Here is a 19,680-nt window from a genome sequence, read left to right on the forward strand (position 1 = left end):
AAAAGGTTTTCTTCCAATATATCTGAGCAACATGATTCTGATCCCACGATAACCCGACTCTGATCCCACGAAAGGGTGACTCTGGTCCCACGATCTGATGGGTTTACGGGTTCTGTGGATAACTTTAGGTTGGCGTCAATAAAACCACGAAAAAAGAATCGAACAAAACCTATGTGTGAGAGGATATGAGCAGGGCAGATGCGCTGTTGCCGGACAGGCATCCAACGGCGGATTTTTTTGTCTGTGATGTTTTTGATGCGCTACCCAAAGACGATCTGGGTTCGATGGAGCATCCGATGTTTTCGTTGTCCACACGTCCGGACCGGCGAATTCTGCAATATAGTCATAACGGGGTTGAGATCACGGTCACGCCAAGTGTGCGCGGGCTGGCGACGATCCACGACAAGGACATTCTGATTTTCTGTATCTCGCAGTTGATGGCTGCCCTGAATGCGGGGCGTGCGGTCAGTCAGGTTCTGCACCTCAAAGCACATGATCTTCTGGTCGTGAGCAACCGGGAAACGTCCGGCGACGGATACAAGCGGCTGAGAGAGGCGTTCGAGCGGCTGGCAGGGACCCGCATAACCACCAATATTGCGACGGGTGAGGTCGAAACGATCAGTGGGTTTGGCCTAATTGAAAACTGGGAGATCGTACGCCGTAGTCGGGGTGGACGGATGATAAGCGTTAGGGTGAAATTGTCGGACTGGTTGTATCGGGCGGTGTTGGCGAAATCGGTTCTGACATTGCACAAGGATTATTTCCGGTTGCGCAAACCACTGGAGCGGCGCGTGTACGAACTGGCCCGCAAGCATTGCGGCCGACAACCGGAATGGCGCATTTCGGTCGAGACGCTTTTGAAGAAATCAGGCTCAGCCTCGCCGCGCCGTGTGTTCCGAAAAATGATTCGGGACATGATCGCAGCGGATCATTTGCCGGATTATGAGATGACCGAGGAGCCCGGCGATATCATCTGTTTTTCTCGCCGCGGGCAGGTGATTGAGGTAACGGACCGGCCAAAACTGTCCCCCGAAATCCTAGAACAAGCCCGGGCTGTGGCACCGGGGTGGGATGTTTATGCCCTTGAGGCGGACTGGCTGGTCTATTGGGCTGCAAGTGGGCGACCGGTTTTCAAGAATGCCGGAAAGGCCTTCCTTGGCTATGTCACAAAGCGGATAGCAGGATAGGGAATATCAGGTCTAAGGCAGAAATATTCAGCCGGGATAGGCGTGCCGACGGCGAATCCAGAACCGTCGTACAGTCCGGAAGGCGCAAGCCAGAAAAATGCCAGTTGTAGTTGTTAGGCTGCCGAATAGGGCATAAACCCCCAGAGCTGTCAGAAAGGAATAACCGTAAATCAGGGCTATGGTGCCAGTAATCATGCCGGTCATGATACCCAGCCCGATGACAGCTATTACCATCATACCCTCCACTTACGGTTCAGATTCTAAATGAACCTCTGGATCAGTTTTAATCGGAGGCAATGCTCCTGCTCAGCACACACTCTGTCCCGGTTTTATGACCAAATTTGGGCGTTCCGGGTTAACCTGCGGTCAACAATGCAGGTATAGACCCTGATTTAGCAAGAACTCGAAGTTTACAAGCGCAAAAGCAGCCGGTTTTTGCTGGAATCCCGGGTTGGATCAGAAAATCCGGGATTTTCCGGAAGATAAAATTTCTAAAACAAGGTGGACCAAGCCTGCCGTAAGCAGCCGATTTGTCGGATATGGCGCAGGGTGAAGTCTGTACATCCAGTGGCGTTAATACGAGTTGGCGAAATCGGGTTTGGAGCGTGCGGTTTCCGAAGGAGCTTTCATTTTAGCCTCCTTGCCAGTAACAATTTTCCATGTTTCGGATAATTTGGTTGTGTGATGACAAAGACTGATTTCAAAGAGGTGACAGTCAGCCTTGTCGTCCCCGTTTTCGCCGGTGAGAAATATCTGGAAGAGCTTGCGGACGCCGTTCAGGGGCTTCGCAATAAGTGGCAGGAAGAAAAGGCGCCGCTGGTGTTGGCCGAGCTGATCCTTGTTGATGACGCTGCAATCGACACCTCTCCGGATGTGATTGACCGCCTTGCCAGAGAGCATTTCTGGATCATCCCACTGCATCTGTCCCGTAATTACGGGCAGCATGCGGCGACGGTTGCGGGTATTCTGCACAGCTGCGGTGACTGGGTTGTCACTCTGGACGAAGACTTGCAACACCCGCCGACCCAGATACCGGGTCTGCTCACCCGTGCGGCCGGTGTTGGCGCGGATGTCGTGTATGCTCAGGCGGCAACCGACGTTCATGAATCGGCTTGGCGGGATAGCACATCGCGCATTTTCAAACGCTTGATGCAATGGCTGACAGGCAATCCGAACCTGCCCCATTTCAACAGTTTCCGCCTGATCCGCGGCTCGATTGCGCGGGCAGTGGCCAGCGTGTGTGCTCATGACACGTATTTCGACATCAACCTTTCCTGGTTCACACAGCGAGTCGAGGCTTTGGAAATGGACCTGAAGGATGAACGTTTCATCCGCGAAGGGCGCAGTGGATACAGTTTCAGATCCTTGCTGGGGCACGCGTCTCGAATGCTTTTTTCAAGTCAGATCAGATTTCTGAACTTTGGTGTCTGGCTGGGGGTCGCGCTGTTGCTGAGCTCATTCGTGGGTGGCGTTTATTTTCTGGTCCTCAAGCTTTTGTCGCCCGACGCTATTGCGGTTCAGGGTTGGACCTCGTTGTTTCTGGCGATTTGCCTTGCGAGCGGGCTGCTGGCGTTCATGCTGGGAGTCGTACTGAAATATCTTTCGACCCTTGTTCTCAAGGCGCACGGCAAGCCAACATTCTTTACAATAGACCGGTCACAGGATGCGCTTCTTACGGATTGGTTTGCGCAGCAGAAACCATGAAGCTGCTGTATTGGCATGAAACTGACCAATATCCGAACGGTATCGCCGTGTTGTTTGGGACGGGGCTGGTTGGAGGGGCCATCGAACGGGCCGTCCGACAAGCTGTAAATCCCGTGGCTCAGAAAATGTCCTATGACTGGGGCAATGCCGAGACCCGGCGACAGCAATCCCAGCGCATTGAACAGGCCGCTATCGCACGGGCCGCAGATATGGAACGCCCGCAAAGCATTGCAGTTATCTGGGCGGCGGGGCAAAGCGGTTTCGGTTCGACCCTGGAAGATATGCAGCAAGAGTTGGAGACCTTGAAAGACGTGCTTGCACTGGCTGGGCGCCTAGCCGCTGCCCTGCCGCAAGCAGTGCATTGCCTGCATCATGTCAGCTCGTCTGGCGGTCTTTTCGAGGGGCAGGTGGCGTGCGGGCCGAAGGCGGAGCCAAGGCCGCTTAGGCCGTATGGATCCGGAAAGATGTTGCAGGAACAAGCGGTTATCACCATGCCTGAGGTTGCCCGCCATCACATATACCGGCTGACAAGCGTGTACGGCCACAATCCCAGTGGGCGGGCCGGTCTGATTCCCACTCTGATGACCAATGCCATAAAACGGCGCCCATCTTATATTCAGGGATCGTTGTCTACGCTCAGGGATTACGTGCTTGCCGAGGATGTGGGCCGCTTTATGTCCAGAAACATTCTTTTGCCCGGAGATGAGACAACGTGCACGCATCTCATTGCGCAGGGCCGACCGGCGTCAATCTTCGAGATCGTTCAGATGGTGAAGAAAGCGGTTAATATGCCGCTGCACCTGCAGATTGATCCGCACCCCTCCAACGCACGCAGCATGAGCTTTCTGCCCTCTGCAACGCCGGAAGGCTGGCGGCCGACGCCACTGCTGACCGGGATCGCGCAGGTGGCGCAGGACGTCCGGCTGTCTCTGCTCTGATTTGGATTGATGGATTGGCAATCGGGCCATCAGCTTTGTCTCTGAAATTGAAACTATTGCGTTATAATGAGGCAATTGACGCGCCTGCTGTCAGCGATCCGGGGCGCGCGCGTCACGATCTGGTTGCCGCATTGAAAACCAATCGTGCTAGGGTATGCTCATTAAGGCGGATTTAGGGAATTTGTTTCCAGAGGGTGGTTTCCGACAGGTGCTCCGGTTCCGTAGACTGATTTTAAGGCATTACGCCAATTTCAAAATTCGCAAAACAGCCTTGTGGCACCATGCAAATGAACCAAACTTATGTCGGTAAAATCATCGCAACGCTCCTGGTTGTTGCGGGCTTGTTCCTACCAACGGCCTGGTGGATCTGGATAGTGCAGGGGGCGGATGTCCCGGACGATCCGCAGCTTGTTCTGGGGGTGCAACTGTTTCGGGCAGGGCTGGTCGTTCTTGGGGGGTATATCCAGGTGTTGGGCTTTGCACCAAAGACCCCCGAACCTTGTGGCCTTAAACCTGAGATTGCCACAGCGCGCCCAATCGAAACGGCTGTATTTTCAGGTCTGATCATCTGCGCCACTTTTTTGCGCCTTTATAATCTGAATACCGGCATCTGGTTTGACGAGATGCTGACATCGGTCAACTACATGCCTTTGACGGTGGGACAGATTGTCAGCACATACCACGACGCCAACAATCATGTGTTGTTTAGTGTGCTGGCGCGGTCGTCGTTGAATATCTTTGGGGACAGTGTCTGGGCTTTGAGATTACCAGCCGTCTGTTTTGGTCTGGGTAGTATTGTAGCCCTTTACTATTTTGCCCGCAGGGTTGTCAGCGCCCGCGAAAGCCTGTTCGCGGTGGCGCTGATGGCGTTTTCATATCACCATATCTGGTTCAGCCAGAATGCCCGTGGTTATACGGCGCTGTTGTTCTTTTCGATCCTGTCGAGCGCCTGGCTGTTGGATGCGCTCCGGCAAGGCAGCCGGCGTAAATGGGTGTTATATGCGGTCGCCGTAGGGTTAGGGGGCTATACGCATCTGACGATGGCCCTGGTGGTTATCGCGCATCTCGTAATCTGGGCTGTGACCCTGTTCCGTGCTCAGCCGCACCGGTGGCGGGGTCTGTTCTATGGCTTTATTCCGGCTGGCCTGTTAACCTTTCAGGCCTATGCGCTGGTCATACCAAGCATGGTGTCGGGGGCATTGCTGAATTCCGGACTGCAGGGACCAGATACGGAATGGACCAACCCGCTATGGGCTTTGATGGAGATCGTGAATGGCCTACAAGTGGGGTTTGCAGGCGCAGGGGTAGGGCTTGTCGCGGTGGCGGTATTTGTGGTCGGGCTTTGGGGCTTTCTGCGTCACCGGCCCGAAGTGGCGACCCTGTTTTTGATCCCCGTCGTGTTCGGGTTCCTTGCCATGACCAGTATCGGATACACCCTGTTCCCGCGGTTCTTCTTCTTTGCCATGGGGTTCGGCGTCGTGATCGTTGTTCACGGTGCGATGCTGAGTGGGCAGTATCTCAGTCTCCTGTTCCGTCTGTCTGAACCGTGGCCGCAACGGGTGAGTGCACTGTTTTGCGCTGCAGTCGTGGCCGTGATGCTGCCGTCGCTGCGCCATGTTCATCTGCCAAAACAGAACTTTGCCGGGGCGATCAGTTTGATCGAGCGGGAACGTCAGGATGGAGACAGGATCGTCACGATAGGCATCGCGGGCTTTCCGTTCAACGCCTATTATGGCAAGGACTGGCCGAATGTGAAATCCATTGCCGAACTGGAGGGGCTTGAAGCGGCCCCCGGTCGAACCTGGTTGGTCTATACCATGCCGGTTCATGCACGTACGGCCTATCCTGACATCATGGCGCGGATTGCCCGGGACTATACCGAAGTCAGAAGTTTTGGCGGTACGCTGAATGGTGGGGCCGTGGTGATCAATCTGGAAAACCCGGCACCGGCGTCATGACACGAATGGCGGGCCAAAATCTATGAAGGGAAGCGGATAACATGTGCGGGATTTGTGGGATCATGCGGCTGGACCCGAATGCGCCGCGTACTGAGGATGGGTTAATAGAGCGGATGGCCCGCACGCTGCTACATCGCGGACCAAGCGACGATGGCATATGGCTGGACGATCGCGTCGCACTTGGGTTTCGGCGCTTGTCGGTGATCGACCTGTCATATGCGGGGCACCAACCGATGACCAACGAAGATGGCAGTATCGTAATCGTCTTCAATGGCGAGATCTACAATTTCCAGGAACTGAAGGAAAAGTACCGTCTGGAAGAGCGTGGCCACATCTTCAAGTCACGCACCGACACCGAGGTTCTGCTTCACCTTTATGAGGAAATCGGCCTGGACATGATCCCTGAACTGAACGGCATGTACGCCTTCACGATTTGGGACACCCGGACCGGATCAATGCATCTGGCCCGTGACCGTTACGGGATCAAACCATTTTTTTACCAAAAGGACGGCAGCTATTTCCGGTTCGGATCTGAAATCAAGGCGATCATTGCGGATGACCGGGTTGTGCGTAAGCCGTCAATGCAGGCTCTTCATGACTTTCTGACCTTTAATTATATACCGGGGACACAGACCGCCTTTGAGGGTGTCCACGAAGTGCCTCCAGGGCATCATATGACTGTCTCTTCTGACGGCGAGATCACCATGAAACGCTATTGGGATCTGGATTTCACCGTTGATGAAAGCATTACCGAAGATGAGGCTGTTGAACGCTCTTATGCGTTGATGGACAAGGCTCTGCAGCGTCGGTTGATCGCCGATGTCCCGATCGGCGTGTTCCTGTCCGGAGGCTTGGATTCCAGTACCCTGGTGGCGCTCATGCACAAACATGTGGACGAGCCTATTCACACGTATTCCGTGGGATTCGAGGATCAGAGTTTCAATGAACTGCCCTATGCAAGGATTGTTGCGGAGACATTTGGCACGATACATCGCGAGGTGACGGTCACCGCCGACATGGTGCGGGACATGTTGCCCAGATACCTGAGCTTCATTGACGAACCCTACGGCGATGGGTCGGCCATTCCAACGTATTTTGTCAGTGAGCTGGCCAAGGACGAGGTCGTGGTTGTTCTGTCCGGCGAGGGCGGGGATGAAGCCTTTGCCGGTTATGACACACATGCAGCCTATAACGTATATAAACAGGCGCGACGTATCCCCGGGTTCATCCGCAATGGCATCATGAAACCGCTGGTGAATTGCCTGCCGGTATCAGATCGGAAGCTGAGCTTTGAGTTCAAGGCGAAACGCTTTCTGGGTGGGCTGGACCTGCCGCCACACGAGGCGCATCTGTGGTGGCGGACTGTACTGGGCGAGGCGGAAAAGGCCAGCTTGTATGCGGATGGTGCCGTGAATGGCACACCGCTCCAGCCATCTGTCCGGCATTTCACCTCGGCCTATGAACATTGCGGCGCGGAAGAAACCCTGTCGCGGCTGATGTACATAGATTCCACCATCTTTCTGCCTGATGATTTGATGATCAAGAATGACCGGATGACAATGGCGCATTCGCTTGAGGCGCGGGTTCCCTTTACGGACCCGGAGCTGACCCGATTCCTGGCTTCGGTTCCGGCGGGTTTGAAGATGAAAAACAGGCGGAAAAAGCACCTGATGCGCCGGGCGATGGCGCAGGATCTGCCCGATGAAATTCTCAACAAAAAGAAGGTTGGGCTGGAAATGCCCTATTCACGCTGGCTCAAGCACGAGCTTCGCGATCTTATGTTGCAGTATTTGGGACCCGAGAATATCGAGCGGACCGGGCTGTTCCGGCCGCAGGCCATATCAGCGCTGATTGACGATCATATTGATGGGCGTCGCGATAACGGCCGACCGCTTTGGGGGTTGCTGAACTACATGATGTGGCACGAGCTTTACATTCAAGCCTAGCCGGGTTTCCGGAACACCCAGAGGGTTGAGATCACATAGCTGACCACAAAGGACACGCCGATTGCCGCCAGCAGGATTAGCCAGAAAGGCAGCAGCGAAATATAATCCAGTGCCGCAACCACAATAAGCCGCACAATAAGGGAAAACAGAACCGCCAGAAGATACTTCCCGAAACCCAGGGCCGAGATGGTTTCCCGGCTGGTATGTTCATAACTGAAGATGTTGTGGCCGCAGTAGTTGACGAATGACCCCAAGATAAAACCGCAGGTCACGGCAAGAACGTAGGGTGTGCCAAAAAACGACGCGAGTAGAACGGCCAGCAGATAATCTGCGATCATCCCCAGGATGTTGACGCCGAAAAAGCGGAAGAACTGGCGCTTGTCCCTGAGTTCCGATGCCATGTCAGCCGACCCCAAGATGCTTACGCGTCATTTGCCGGGCGCGACGCATCGTGCGGCGTATGGCCAGATATGCACCGCCCCGGCCCGCCAGATGCTCCTGCCAGCGGGATACATCGGTGAAATAGAACATCTCGAGCCGCGGCAGATCGTGTAGATCATCTCTGGGCCCGGCCACGCCCAGCCTTGTACCCACAGAGGTGGTGTAATGCCGGGCGATGCAGCGCCGAACTTCCGGTGACGAAGCGCCATAGGGGGGCGCGAAATGGCGGATGGGTTGGCCGAGCCGGGCGGCGATGTCCTGACCCGAGCGCACGACCTCTTGTTCCAACGTCTCGGCTGGCAGAGTGGTCAGATCGGGATGGGTGATGCTGTGACCCCCAAAAAACACCCCCTCGGCGGCTAGGTGCCCGACCCGATCCCAACTCATCAACGGGCGGCGCGGGGTATTGCAGCCAACCCAGTTTTCCAACTCGCCCATGCGCCCCGAGGGCAGATATACGATCGGATGAAACCCATGTGTGCGCAGGATCGGCCAGGCGATGGTGTCGAAATCGGAAAACCCGTCATCGAAGGTAATCACAACTGAACGTGTCTGGGGGGGGGTGGCCATTGCGTCAGGCGAGACAACCGGCAGACCGGAGTCGGCTAATGCCTGCATCTGGGCTGCGAATATCTGCGGTGGAATTGATGTCGGTCCCGGCGCGTCGGAAATCGAATGATACATCAGGATTTCAAGCCGGGGCGTCACCGCTTAATCCTCGACGATATGGGTGGCAAAGATTTCGCGATAGTCATTCCACTTCGCACGGTCAATCTGCCCATCCGGACCGATACACTCAGCAGCAGCATATGCCATGGCAAATGCGTGATGGGTGTTGTCATGGGCAAACAGGCCCTGCCGCCCAAAAACCAGAAGCCCCTCAAGTCCCGACAACCACTGATCTACTGTGTCGAACCGGGTCTGATAGTCGATATCATAGACCGGGTACGCATGACCAAGCCTGCGGGTCTCGCAACGGCGCACTGGGACTGTGACTGGCAGACCCAATTGACCCAGCCAGCCGGTGAATTCGCGGCCCAAATCCTCATCGGGCATGTCCCACCATTTTTCACCAGGGTCGCAGGGCAATTCCGCACACAATACGGTGACACCTTTGGGTTCGGAACTGGCGGAATAGTTTTTGGGTTCCGACATTCGGCTGATCGGAATCGAAGTTTCGGGAAAGTAATGCGCGTCGAATTCCGTGAACTGGTCGGTTTCAAGGATCAAATATAGCAGGATCATGCCGCGGAACCGGATCGTTCGGGCGGCCTCGACCACCGGGGTTGGGGGCTCGTCGATCAGGCGTGTCAGGCCAGTCAGGGGGATGGTCGACAGGATCAGATCACCGTCCAGCTGTGCTTCGCCGTTCTCATTTTGAACGGTCAACCCGGTTACCCGGTTGCCATTACGTTTGATCCGGGTGATTTCGGTCTCGAACATGAATTCGGCCCCGTTTTTCCGGGCGCTTTCCAGCATGACGTCTGAAATCTGCCCAAAGCCCTGACGGGGATAGTAGAACCGCCCGGCGGTTTCACTACGGAGTCCCGGCATCAGGCGCAGCATTTTCATCAGAATCTTGCCAACCGATCCGCTGCCAACCCGACGTTCGGCCAGCGTGACCGCAAGCTTGTCGGGATCAAGCCCCCAGAGCTTTCGCACATAGGGGAAATAGAAGTTTTCCGAAATCGTAGGCCCCAACCCGTCATACAGCACGGTGGAAAAAGTTGCGGGCCCTGTGCTTTTCTTGCGGAAAAGTTTCAGCACCATGTCGCCAATCAGAGACAGGGCAAAGGGTTTGGGCAGCCGCATCAGCGCGTCTGTCAGCTTGAGCGGGAAATGTATCCATTTACCGCCCAGCCGGATCCGCCCGTGCCGGGGACGTAGCAGCAGGTCATCACCCAACAGTTGCTTCACATCGGACAACACTTCGGGTTCCGCCGCTGGGTGAAACCGGTGAGAACCGTAATCGCAGATCACCCCCTCGATCGGGAACGAGGCCGAGTTGCCGCCGGCCCGGTCCGCGCGTTCGATAACGGTTACGCGCGCCTGCCCGCTGCGCGTCAGCGTGTGCGCCGCCGCCAGCCCCGCCGGTCCGGCACCTAGAATAACGATATGGGGCTTGTCCGCGCCCTTCGTGAATTGGGAAACATCCGTCACTTGTACTTTTCCTCTTTGCTACAGGCCCGTGCCCCTATAACCCGCACTGGTTCAGGGCCTGAGGTGCAACCGCGAGATCATGTCTGCGATTAATCCCAACGACCAGATCATGATCGCGGCAAGGAATGCGAATATGGTGGTGCCGCTGAGGTTGAGGTATGTCAGGTCGATGAGGAATTTCACCATACCCAGGACGAAAAACGCCAACCCTAGGGGAATGAACACCCGAAGCGGGTTGAACAATGTGCTGATGCGCAGGATCAGAATGACAAAATTGATGAAATCGACCGGCCTGATTTTCGACTTGCCCACCCGCTTGCCATATTCAATCGGCGTATAGATCATCCGCTTGCCGTTCGAGGTCATGCACAGCGTGATCGTGGTGGTGAACGAGAAATTCTGCGGCAGCAGCGGCAGGAATGGGATCAACTCGGATTTGCGAAACACACGTAGCCCGGAATTGAGGTCGTTGATCTTGCGCTCGGCCAGAAACGAGGCGAAAGCGAACAGGAATTTTTTGGCTGGCCGACGCAGCAGCGGCACATTTTTCATTGCCGCGCCGCGGTCACCCACGACCATGTCCTGATCCCGGCACATGGCCAGCATGCCCGGCAGATAGCGCGCGGGATAGGTGCTGTCGGCATCAAGGATAGCCACATATTCATACTGCGCCATCCGCACCCCGCGTTTGAGACTGGCCCCATACCCGGAGTTGACATCGTTGAAGGTGACGGTGGCGCCGCTAGCCTCGGCCTCGGCGCGGGTGTTATCCTGGCTGGCATCGTCCACCACGATAATCTCGTAGGGAATACCCAGCGGTTCGAGATGTTCGCGTACATCGTCGACCGTTCCGCGCACGGCGTTTTCTTCGTTATATGCAGGGATGACGACGCTCAACTCCATACCGGCGGTATTCTGGTGCGTTGGCCCCTTGGCCGTTGGGTCGACCCTTTCAATCACTTTGTTCATCGAGGTGAATTCCCCTTGCTTACCCAATTCTTCTGCGCTGTTGTGGTTTTTCATTCGATTTCACCCAAAAGCGTATGCTGAAGCTTAGTCGGTGAATTTGGCTCAATTCGACTCTTACAGCGTCAGGTTTCGTATCAATTCCTAATTTGTTGCTATAATACCGGTCGGCCCAGGCGCCAGATAAGCCGGGTTTCCTTGGTTCCCAGGTCAGGAAGTGTCAGGATCACCTGATTGTCGGTATGATCAGCCCGCAGCTTTGCTGTTGTAACCAGAACTTCTCCATCCTTCTCGAACCGAACGGTTTCGGCGGTACTGTCGCCAAGTTGAACGGTGGCCTGGTGTGCGCTGCCATCTGCCTTGAGTTGAAAGCGCATTTGGATTTCTTCACCTGACCGCAATTTCCCGCGCGTCCAGAGTTGCGCTTCATGTGGCTGAGCGGGGACCCATTGGCGAACCCATTTTTCGTTTATGGGGCCAAAACGATACGCCCCGAGCGCCGCTGTGCCAATTATGAGCAGAACCATAAGCCATTTTGTAGGTGACATACCCGTCCAGATCCGGCGGGCAACGCCGGATGAAGGTGCTGCACCCGACGGTGCAGGTGGCAATACGCGGGACGCATAAACTAGTGCGCCGAACAGGGCCGCACCTGTCGACAGCACACCGAAGATCAGCCAAAGCACCCGGGACGCAAACCCGCCCCATTGGCCGAAATGCAGGGGGTGAATCATTGCGGTCACTCTGGACCAGAGACTGAGATCTCCGGCCGAAAAGGCGCCGAGCACTTGAAAGGTCGTGGGGTCGACAGTCACTGAATTTGCTTTTGCCTCTGCCAGAAGAGCATCGGTTCGTCCTTGAAACTTAATGCCGTCGGTTGTGCGATTCGGTAGCACTATCAGGGTAATTTCCAACTCGGGCATGGCAGCGGTTGCCGCAGCGGCAGCGCGGTCCAGATTGGCCCCGCTGAACCCGGCGGGTAGCCGTCCGGCCCGTTCACTTGCCTCGGCGGCTTTGGGGTAGGTCCCCGACGGAACACCGATTGCGGTGATGAAATAGAAGAGCCCGGTCAGGGTAATGACAATCAGGAACGGCAGAGCCCATAGAACCGTCAACCGGTGCAGGCCACCCCACCAACCTCGTGTGCCCATGTGGCGAGGAGGGGGGCGGAAATACCCGCGCCAGAAACGGCGATAGCTGATTAGCCCGGTGATGATCGAGATCAGTAAAAACACAGATGCGCTGCTGACGAGCAGAACACCCAACCGATGCCCGGTCAACAGGCTGTCATGAATGCCACGGATGATTGGGTTCAGCCCCGAAAGCCGAGGGGTAGAGCCCAGTACTTCGGCCGTGACCGGATCTGTCCAGACAAAGACTTCTTCGCCCCAGCGCGTGAAAACAACCGTGGCATCCCCAATCCATGAGGCTTTGTCCCGCTCAATCCAGCCAGTACTCACATCCGGATAGGCAGCCCGAACGTTGTCATAGATTGCACCGGGTGTAGCGCTGCGCTGTGTGATGGCAGAGGTAGCACGCATGTCTTTGTGCAGGAAGGCTTCGATTTCGGTGATGAACACCAATGTTGTCCCCGTTGCCAGCATCAGCAGCAGCAGGACCGACAGGTTCAATCCAATCCACGCATGTAGCCGGAACAGAAAATTGCGCATCTTCCGCGATGTCATGTGATCCTTTCTGCGGTTCTGGCGGGGCAGATAGCCTGCAACCGCTCGGACAGCCAGTCGGCGCGCAACTCGTCAATTCTGCGGCAATTTTCCTCGACCCCGGCATCGGTGAGTACGGCGGCCACCTTGTCCCGCTTTCCGATCCGGTAGTCGATGCCGATCACCGGGCGCCCCTGGCTGAGCGCGAAAATGGCGGCGTGGAAACGCATTGCGATTACCGTATCCATTCGGCGCAGAAGAGCGACAACCCCGTCAAGCGACGCATCCGCCTGCCAGATCCGGAAGTCGGTCCCTGGTTCAAGATGTTGCATGATCCGCCAGGCGCTGCGCAGATCCGACATGCCGAACTGAACCGCATTCATTGGAAAGAACAGGAAACACGGGTCGGTGCCGGTCTGACGGGCATAGTCCATCAGTCCCAGTGCCAGTTCACGTTCGCAGCGGTCTTCGACGGCGCGGGTGCGCGCGGCCGGGTCGCGACCCGGCTCGGCGGGTGTGAACAGATGCCCGATGGGGCGGATGTTGATGCCAATCACCGGCCGGCCAGCAGTGCCAGCCAGCAAGGTCGCAATCTGCGCGGGTTCATGGATTGGCAGGCGCGTCAGTGTCTCAGCCCGGGTTTCCAAATAATCGAACGCCGGGTCGCGGCCAATTTCAATGTCGCACCCACGGATGATCTCGCGGCGGGCATCGTCGCGCACACGGATCGTGATCCGGTCAGCCAGCTTCACTAGGCGCCGCGCCGTGAATTCCGAAGGCTTGCGGACAAAGGTGCCGGGTCCGATACCTTCCATAACAAACGGTAGACCCCTCTGTTTCGCGCGGGTGGCGGTTTCCAGATGGCGCACCAGTTGCTTGGGCAAATCGGTCAGCGGGCCACCTGCAAATACGACGCCATCGACCAAAGACAGCGCAACACGGATATTGGCGGGCGTATACTCCTGAACTTCGACATCGACCGGAACGTCCAACATGGGGATGAGATGGCGGGTGTGATAAGGACGCTGGGTCATCAAAATCGCCCGCGTGGTGCCGTGGCGCTTGTGAATCCGGTATAGGACCCCGCCAAGAATGGCAGCATCGCCGATATGCTCGCCCCCATAGGCACCGATCAGCAGCACATGTGGCATTCTGGGGTCATCCCCGCCGGGCCGGACCTCAGGCGCAGTACATGCGCGCAAATGTGCGGGTACGCCACATCCCAGAACATCGGTTACATCCGCAATCCTTGTTTTCAGCACCTGTGCCGCAGCCGGACCGCGACGGTCGTTGAAGCTGGGCCGTAGCAAGGCCGCGCTCAGATTGCCTTGGGTGCGCAACTCTTCAGAATATCCGGTCTTGCTGTCCAATATACCCCAGGGTGCATCAGCCTCGGGGGCGGGCGTGTCCGACAACGCGCTGCAGAGTCGCCGGAGCGCTGAAATGCGGTCGCGCGCAAGATGGTTGATCTCTTCGCCCAGCAGGCGATATGAAACGAAGTCCCAGGCAAACAGCCGGTCATCGCTCTCCAAGTCTGCACCATCATCGCCGAGCGCTGAAGTTGGAAGCAAAACCAACGTCACACCGCTGCTTGATGCCAGCGATCCCAGAAATTCAAGGTGATAGACCATGCCAGGCGTCAGCGGAACCAACCAGCGCACCGCGTGTCCAGCAGCGTGCAGTGCCGCTGTAGTCGTGGTGATCTGCCACAGCCGCCCCGCCTCGCCTAGGACATATCCAGGCACATCATCTGTTTCCTTCAATATGAAATCTGTCGTGAAGCCGATATCCTGCGTCTGAGCGAAAGAGGCCAGCTCCACGATGTCATCCGCCGTCATCGTGTTGTGGTCCAGGCGCAGCGTGACACTGTCCAAATCGCGCCGGTCTGCCAGAACGGATATCAGTGCCTTATTGTCGAAATCTGTGTTGGGAAGGACATTCAGAGCCAGCTTGTCACCCGGACGGATTGCCCGCAGCCGTGCTGCCATATCTTGGGCCGTCCATGGGTCGTGAAGGATGAGGTCAATAGGAAACGGGGTCATCATGATCCTTGCAACATGGCCTCAACTAGATTTCGGCTTGGTTTCAACATAGCCGATGAATTCACCAGCTGACCAGCAAACCAACAGGAACAGCGTGAGAGGTGCTGCCGCGATATACCTGCCGATATAACGGTCCTTCGCCACCTGACGACGAAAGTGCCGGAGAAAGAGGACAAAAGGCAAAAGCGGCATGGCCAGGCACAGTTTCAGTCGCTGCCCGCGGGTGATTTCGCGGGCCCGCACCTGACCGAACATGCGCGCCCAGTGCAACCGTTCGGCAGCCAGGTTGCCAATACTGACCTTTGGTCGGTGCTGCTCGGTGATGGCCGCATCCGTCAGCATTAGACCTGTCCCCGCGTCACGTAGCGCCCAATTGACTTGCGCTTCCTGATATTTGACCTCCCATAGATGCCTGACCGACATTATTGCGTCTCTTTTGTAGACAATGTTCGTATCGGTCACGTACTCTGGGTTTTCTTTGGAGAGTGGTGGCTGGTATCGACCAAAGTCGCAGAAGAAAATGGCCCAGTTCCACAGTCGGTTCACACCATTGGTAACAGCGCCGCCAATGACACCGTGGGGGTGTTCATCATGCAACCGGATCATCGTTTCGGCCCAGCGAAGGTCGGGGACGCCACGATCTTCGATAATGCCGATCAGCCGACCGCGGGCCCGCTTCATGGCCTCGGCCCGCCGGGTGTCGTAGAACGCATGCATCTCCAGCGGGTTCTTCGGCACGGTGCCACCCAGAATTTTGCCTAGGTCAATAAAGTCGAATTGCGGATAGCGCCCGACTAGATCACCGGCCTCCTGCGACATGTGATCATAAGGGATCAGGACTTCGAGCCGGGCGTCACCCTGTTGTCTGGACAAGGCATCAAGACAGCGTGTCAGCACTGCTCCGCCATCGACAATCGTCATCACAATGCTCAGATCAGGGGGCTGTGACATGGGTGGCGCGCCCTATCGGACCTTGCTCAGTGCGTTCCCTGGGCCGAACCAGTATCCGGCAACTTCACCGGCACCCCACGACAGGCAAAATGGGACAAGCAGAGGCAGCGATTTGACCAGGTGGCCGATATGTTTGCCTTTCGACATGATGCGTTGAACCGTCCGATAGAACATCAGCGGCGGCAAGGCAAAAGCGGCCGTTCCCATGGCAAGGCGACGTGGCAAAGGCGCGCCGCTCACCCGTGCGCCCGCATAGGAGCGTGAATAGAGGAAGCGCTGTGAGAAATAGAGCCAAAACGTATAGTGCATCTTGTGGCCGACCACGATGTCAGGCCGCATGATCAGCGTGATCCCATCGGCCTTCATCGCATCATGCAGATGATTTTCCCATTTGTGTTGTGCCAGGATATCACCATAGCGGTCCAGCACCACCTTGCGATAAATCACGTTGTTTCCGGGCACCCCGCCTGAAGGTCCTGCTGGCAGGGGTGGCAGCGAGGCGCTGTATTCACAGAGAAATGCGGCCCAATCTATCCAGGTTTCGGTCGCCGCGTTTTCGATGGCGCCGCCGACGACGTCATGTCCCTCTGCCAGGGCATCCAGCATCCGGGGGGCCCAGTCAGGCGGAACGATCACATGATCTTCGATCACCGCAACAGCCGGCGCAGTCGCGGCGGCGATACCTATGGCGCGCATCGCGGGGATTGTCGTGTCTGCAGCCACGGGCAGAATAAGGCTATCGGGAAAATCGCACTGCACTGCTTTACGCACGGTATCGCCAATCCGATCCACAACAATCACTTCCAGAACTGCCGATTGTTGTGCAGAAAGTGCGGTCAGACAGCTTCTCAGATCGTCATAACTATTCACCGATGGGATGATGATTGAGAGGTCTGGTGCTGGCATGTTGTACTCCTGCACTTGTAAAAATTGACACTAAAACAAACTGCTCCGGACATTGTCCGACCTTACCGCTTATATCTGTGTGCAGGCCGCACCATGAGCTGTCAAGCATGCTGTCCCGGTCAATTTGGTCCCTTGGGTATGGCGCAGTTCCGCATTCTTGCTAGGGTATTGGTCAGGCGGGAAAGGACCTGAGCATATGGCGCGATATCTGGTCACTGGCGGTGCGGGATTTATTGGCTCACATTTGGTCGATCATCTTGTCGAAGCGGGGCACGAAGTCGTTGTGCTGGACAATCTGTCCACAGGCGCACGGTTCAACCTACCGCCGCAGGTCGATCTGGTTCAGGGCGATATTGCTGAATTCGAAAATCTTCCGGCGCTGATCGCGCGGGTCAACGGGTGTTTCCATCTGGCTGCCATTGCGTCGGTGCAGCAGTATCAGGAAGGCTGGGCAAAGGCCGCGAAGGTGAATTTCTACGGTTCGGTTCGGGTGTTGGAAGCGGCGGCGCGCGCCAATGTACCCGTGGTCTATGCCTCTTCGGCTGCCATTTATGGAAACAACCCGCTCCAACCGCTGATCGAAACCACAATGTCACGCCCCATATCCGGCTATGGCGTTGACAAGCTGGCTATGGAACATCATGCAGAGGCCCTCAAAACGACAATTGGCCTCAGGGCCACGGGGCTTAGGTTCTTCAATGTCTATGGCCCGCGCCAGGTGCCTGGCAGCCCGTATTCGGGTGTGATCAGTATTTTTCTCAACCGTCTGGCTGCAGGGCAGCCGATAACCGTTTTCGGAGACGGAGAGCAGGCGCGTGACTTTGTCTATGTCTCTGATGTGGCCGGGGCGCTGATGCGAGCCATGTCCTGGACAGCGGCGGGGAATTGCGGCGTGTTCAATATTTGCCGTGGTGAGGCAATCACGCTCAATGATCTGATCCGCGTGCTTGCCGGGGTGTTGGAGTGCGCGCCGGAAATCCGATATGAAGAATCCCGCGCTGGAGATATCCGTATTTCGCTCGGTTCTTCCGTGGCTGCAGCGGAAAGATTGGGTTTCACGGGAAATGTAGCTCTTGAAGAGGGTTTGAGATATACCGCTGATTGGGCCAGAAAATCTTCCCAATGAATGGCCTGCATCTAGATTGTTTCCACCCTTTGTCGATATCCGGCGCAGGGCCTCGAATCAGCCGGGTATTTCCTTGGCATAGGCGATCCGTCGTAAATCGTGATAAAGCGGCGCGATCTGAGTCAGGCCAACACCGCAATAGATACTAGAGCAGATGAGGAACTGCAGTTTCGGATCGGTGGTTACCCAATGTGACAGAACCAACCCAGCCGAAGCTGCCGCCAGTGGTGGTGCCACAGATTTGACCAGTGCCATGGAGCCAATCAGGCGGTCTGCTGCGATCTGGGTTATTATACCGCTTGCCAGTAGACCGGCGCACAACGCCAGGGCTGCGCCCGGGGCGCCCAATACCGGGATTGTGGCCACACCTGTGCACACCAATACAACGGCGCCCGCGATTTCTGCCCACAACAGGTATTTTTGCCGGGTGTAGCCGATCAGGGACCATCGCGCATGGCCTGACAACGTTCGGATTGGCACGGCCCAGGCCAGTACGGACAGCACCGGTCCTGCGGCACGGAAATCCGAGCCGAATACTGATCCCATTATCGGCTTGCTCAAAAGGGTCAGCAGCAGGGCCAGCGCGATCCCGGCCCAGGCGACCAGATGAACCGAGGATTGCATGACACGGCTCCATGTCTTGCGGTCGTTCTGCACTGTGCGGGTGATCACCGGATACAGATTGAAGTGATAGACAAAACTCAGCGTCATCAGCGAGATGACGATCCGTTGTCCCGCACCCAGCCAGGCCGGTCCGGTGCCGTCCGCCAAGCTGGCAAGCAGGAACATCGGCGCATAGAGCATGAAAGCCCATAACATGTTGGCAAGGCCGACCGAAAAGCCCTCTTTCAGGAAATACAGGGCGGCGCGGGGCGGCCATCCGAACCGAAACGGCACCGTCCAGATGTATTGTGCAATAAGGTAGTAGACAGAGACAGCGATCACGGCGATCAACTCGATCCAGCCAACTGTCAGCATGCTGCTGCCGGGCACCACGAACAGAAATATCCCACCTGCAAATATCGCGGTTCGGATCGGTTGCGCCAGGGCCGCAATGGACATTCTCTCGTAGCCTTGCAACAACCATTCCTGCTTGAACGGAACTGCCAGCAGAGACAGGGCATAGACCCAGATAAGCATGGTAAGTTCGAGGTTCTGATTGGTGAAATACCCGGCAATCCCCACAACAGGGATCACGATCAGCGCAAGTATCAGCCGCGCCGCAGGCACCTGTGCGGCCAGATCCGGGGCGCGCTCAGGGGTGCGGGCAAGCTCACGCACCCCGATGGTTCCGGCACCGCATTCAATGACGATTGCCGAGAAGGCTGCGATCGAGATGGCCAGTTCGACCGCGCCGTATTGGGTGGCATCCAGAACCCGCGCCAGATACGCAAACGCAAGAAACCCGATCACCATGCTGATCGACTGACCACTAACCAACGATACGAAATCCCGGAAGAGCTTGGGCCCCTGATCCGACATGATATGCGTCAGTCGCTCGCGTGCGGTGTCGATGATCGACATATGTTTAGGACTCTCTTTGACCAAAGGGCAATTTCCGTTGCTCCAACTCATACTTCTCTCCGTATCCGCCTATGGCAAGACCGGTCTGGGTCCCAGGCCCACGGAAAGTGTCGGCTGGCCGGTTTGGCAGAGGGATATATGGCTATACACGCACGATCATTTCGATA

16 protein-coding genes are annotated in these 19,680 nt (G+C 56.5%); 6 read left to right on the forward strand and 10 right to left on the reverse strand.

From position 1 onward, the window contains the following. The first annotated feature begins 185 nt into the window (after positions 1–185). Positions 186–1,187, forward strand: a complete 1,002-nt coding sequence (locus tag RUM8411_RS21175; protein ID WP_085824721.1) for a replication initiator protein A — start codon at positions 186–188, stop codon at positions 1,185–1,187. Positions 1,188–1,214: 27 nt separating this feature from the next. On the opposite strand, the gene RUM8411_RS21180 is transcribed toward RUM8411_RS21175, so the two are convergent. Continuing rightward, on the reverse strand, positions 1,215–1,421 hold the full coding sequence (locus RUM8411_RS21180) for a hypothetical protein (protein ID WP_085824722.1): 207 nt from the start codon (positions 1,419–1,421) through the stop codon (positions 1,215–1,217). 450 nt (positions 1,422–1,871) lie between these two features. Here RUM8411_RS21180 and RUM8411_RS21185 point away from each other — a divergent pair, with 450 nt between their 5' ends. From RUM8411_RS21185 to asnB, 4 genes are all read left to right on the forward strand, one after another. Next, positions 1,872–2,891: a glycosyltransferase gene (locus tag RUM8411_RS21185; protein WP_085824723.1), complete on the forward strand. Its 1,020-nt coding sequence runs from the start codon at positions 1,872–1,874 to the stop codon at positions 2,889–2,891. Next, positions 2,888–3,829 carry an NAD-dependent epimerase/dehydratase family protein gene (locus tag RUM8411_RS21190; protein ID WP_085824724.1) on the forward strand — a complete coding sequence of 314 codons (942 nt, stop codon included), beginning with the start codon at positions 2,888–2,890 and terminating at the stop codon, positions 3,827–3,829. The genes RUM8411_RS21185 and RUM8411_RS21190 overlap by 4 nt, the downstream gene beginning before the upstream one ends. 281 nt (positions 3,830–4,110) lie before the next feature. Next, entirely contained in the window at positions 4,111–5,787 is a 1,677-nt protein-coding gene (locus RUM8411_RS21195; protein WP_085824725.1) for a glycosyltransferase family 39 protein, read from the forward strand. Between the two features lie 41 nt (positions 5,788–5,828). Beyond that, entirely contained in the window at positions 5,829–7,733 is a 1,905-nt protein-coding gene (asnB, locus tag RUM8411_RS21200; protein WP_085824726.1) for an asparagine synthase (glutamine-hydrolyzing), read from the forward strand. Here asnB and RUM8411_RS21205 read toward each other — a convergent pair. From RUM8411_RS21205 to RUM8411_RS21240, 8 genes are all read right to left on the reverse strand, one after another. Further along, positions 7,730–8,134 (reverse strand): GtrA family protein, encoded by a 405-nt coding sequence (locus RUM8411_RS21205; RefSeq protein WP_085824727.1) that lies wholly within the window; start codon positions 8,132–8,134, stop codon positions 7,730–7,732. The genes asnB and RUM8411_RS21205 overlap by 4 nt on opposite strands. A 1-nt stretch (position 8,135) precedes the next feature. Beyond that, positions 8,136–8,882, reverse strand: coding sequence for a polysaccharide deacetylase family protein (locus RUM8411_RS21210; protein ID WP_143534959.1), 747 nt, complete (start codon positions 8,880–8,882; stop codon positions 8,136–8,138). A gap of 3 nt (positions 8,883–8,885) precedes the next feature. Then, positions 8,886–10,334, reverse strand: a complete 1,449-nt coding sequence (locus RUM8411_RS21215) for a protoporphyrinogen/coproporphyrinogen oxidase (protein ID WP_085824729.1) — start codon at positions 10,332–10,334, stop codon at positions 8,886–8,888. A 51-nt stretch (positions 10,335–10,385) separates the two neighbouring features. Further along, positions 10,386–11,357 carry a glycosyltransferase family 2 protein gene (locus tag RUM8411_RS21220; RefSeq protein WP_085824730.1) on the reverse strand — a complete coding sequence of 324 codons (972 nt, stop codon included), beginning with the start codon at positions 11,355–11,357 and terminating at the stop codon, positions 10,386–10,388. Between the two features lie 98 nt (positions 11,358–11,455). Further along, positions 11,456–12,985, reverse strand: coding sequence for a PepSY-associated TM helix domain-containing protein (locus tag RUM8411_RS21225; protein WP_085824731.1), 1,530 nt, complete (start codon positions 12,983–12,985; stop codon positions 11,456–11,458). Beyond that, a complete protein-coding gene (locus RUM8411_RS21230) occupies positions 12,982–15,006 on the reverse strand; it encodes a polysaccharide pyruvyl transferase family protein (RefSeq protein ID WP_234995314.1) in 2,025 nt (674 codons plus the stop codon). Before RUM8411_RS21230 ends, RUM8411_RS21225 begins: the two co-directional genes overlap by 4 nt. A gap of 21 nt (positions 15,007–15,027) precedes the next feature. Beyond that, positions 15,028–15,957, reverse strand: a complete 930-nt coding sequence (locus RUM8411_RS21235; protein ID WP_085824733.1) for a glycosyltransferase family 2 protein — start codon at positions 15,955–15,957, stop codon at positions 15,028–15,030. Between the two features lie 12 nt (positions 15,958–15,969). After that, positions 15,970–16,863 carry a glycosyltransferase gene (locus RUM8411_RS21240; protein ID WP_085824734.1) on the reverse strand — a complete coding sequence of 298 codons (894 nt, stop codon included), beginning with the start codon at positions 16,861–16,863 and terminating at the stop codon, positions 15,970–15,972. Positions 16,864–17,059: 196 nt separating this feature from the next. On the opposite strand from RUM8411_RS21240, the gene RUM8411_RS21245 reads away from it, so the two are divergent. Further along, positions 17,060–17,989: an NAD-dependent epimerase/dehydratase family protein gene (locus RUM8411_RS21245; protein WP_085824735.1), complete on the forward strand. Its 930-nt coding sequence runs from the start codon at positions 17,060–17,062 to the stop codon at positions 17,987–17,989. A gap of 57 nt (positions 17,990–18,046) precedes the next feature. Here RUM8411_RS21245 and RUM8411_RS21250 read toward each other — a convergent pair whose 3' ends face one another. Beyond that, positions 18,047–19,564, reverse strand: coding sequence for an oligosaccharide flippase family protein (locus RUM8411_RS21250; protein WP_085824736.1), 1,518 nt, complete (start codon positions 19,562–19,564; stop codon positions 18,047–18,049). Positions 19,565–19,680: the final 116 nt, after the last annotated feature.

The sequence above is a fragment of the Ruegeria meonggei genome (genome assembly GCF_900172215.1).
GTDB classification, from domain to species: domain Bacteria; phylum Pseudomonadota; class Alphaproteobacteria; order Rhodobacterales; family Rhodobacteraceae; genus Ruegeria; species Ruegeria meonggei.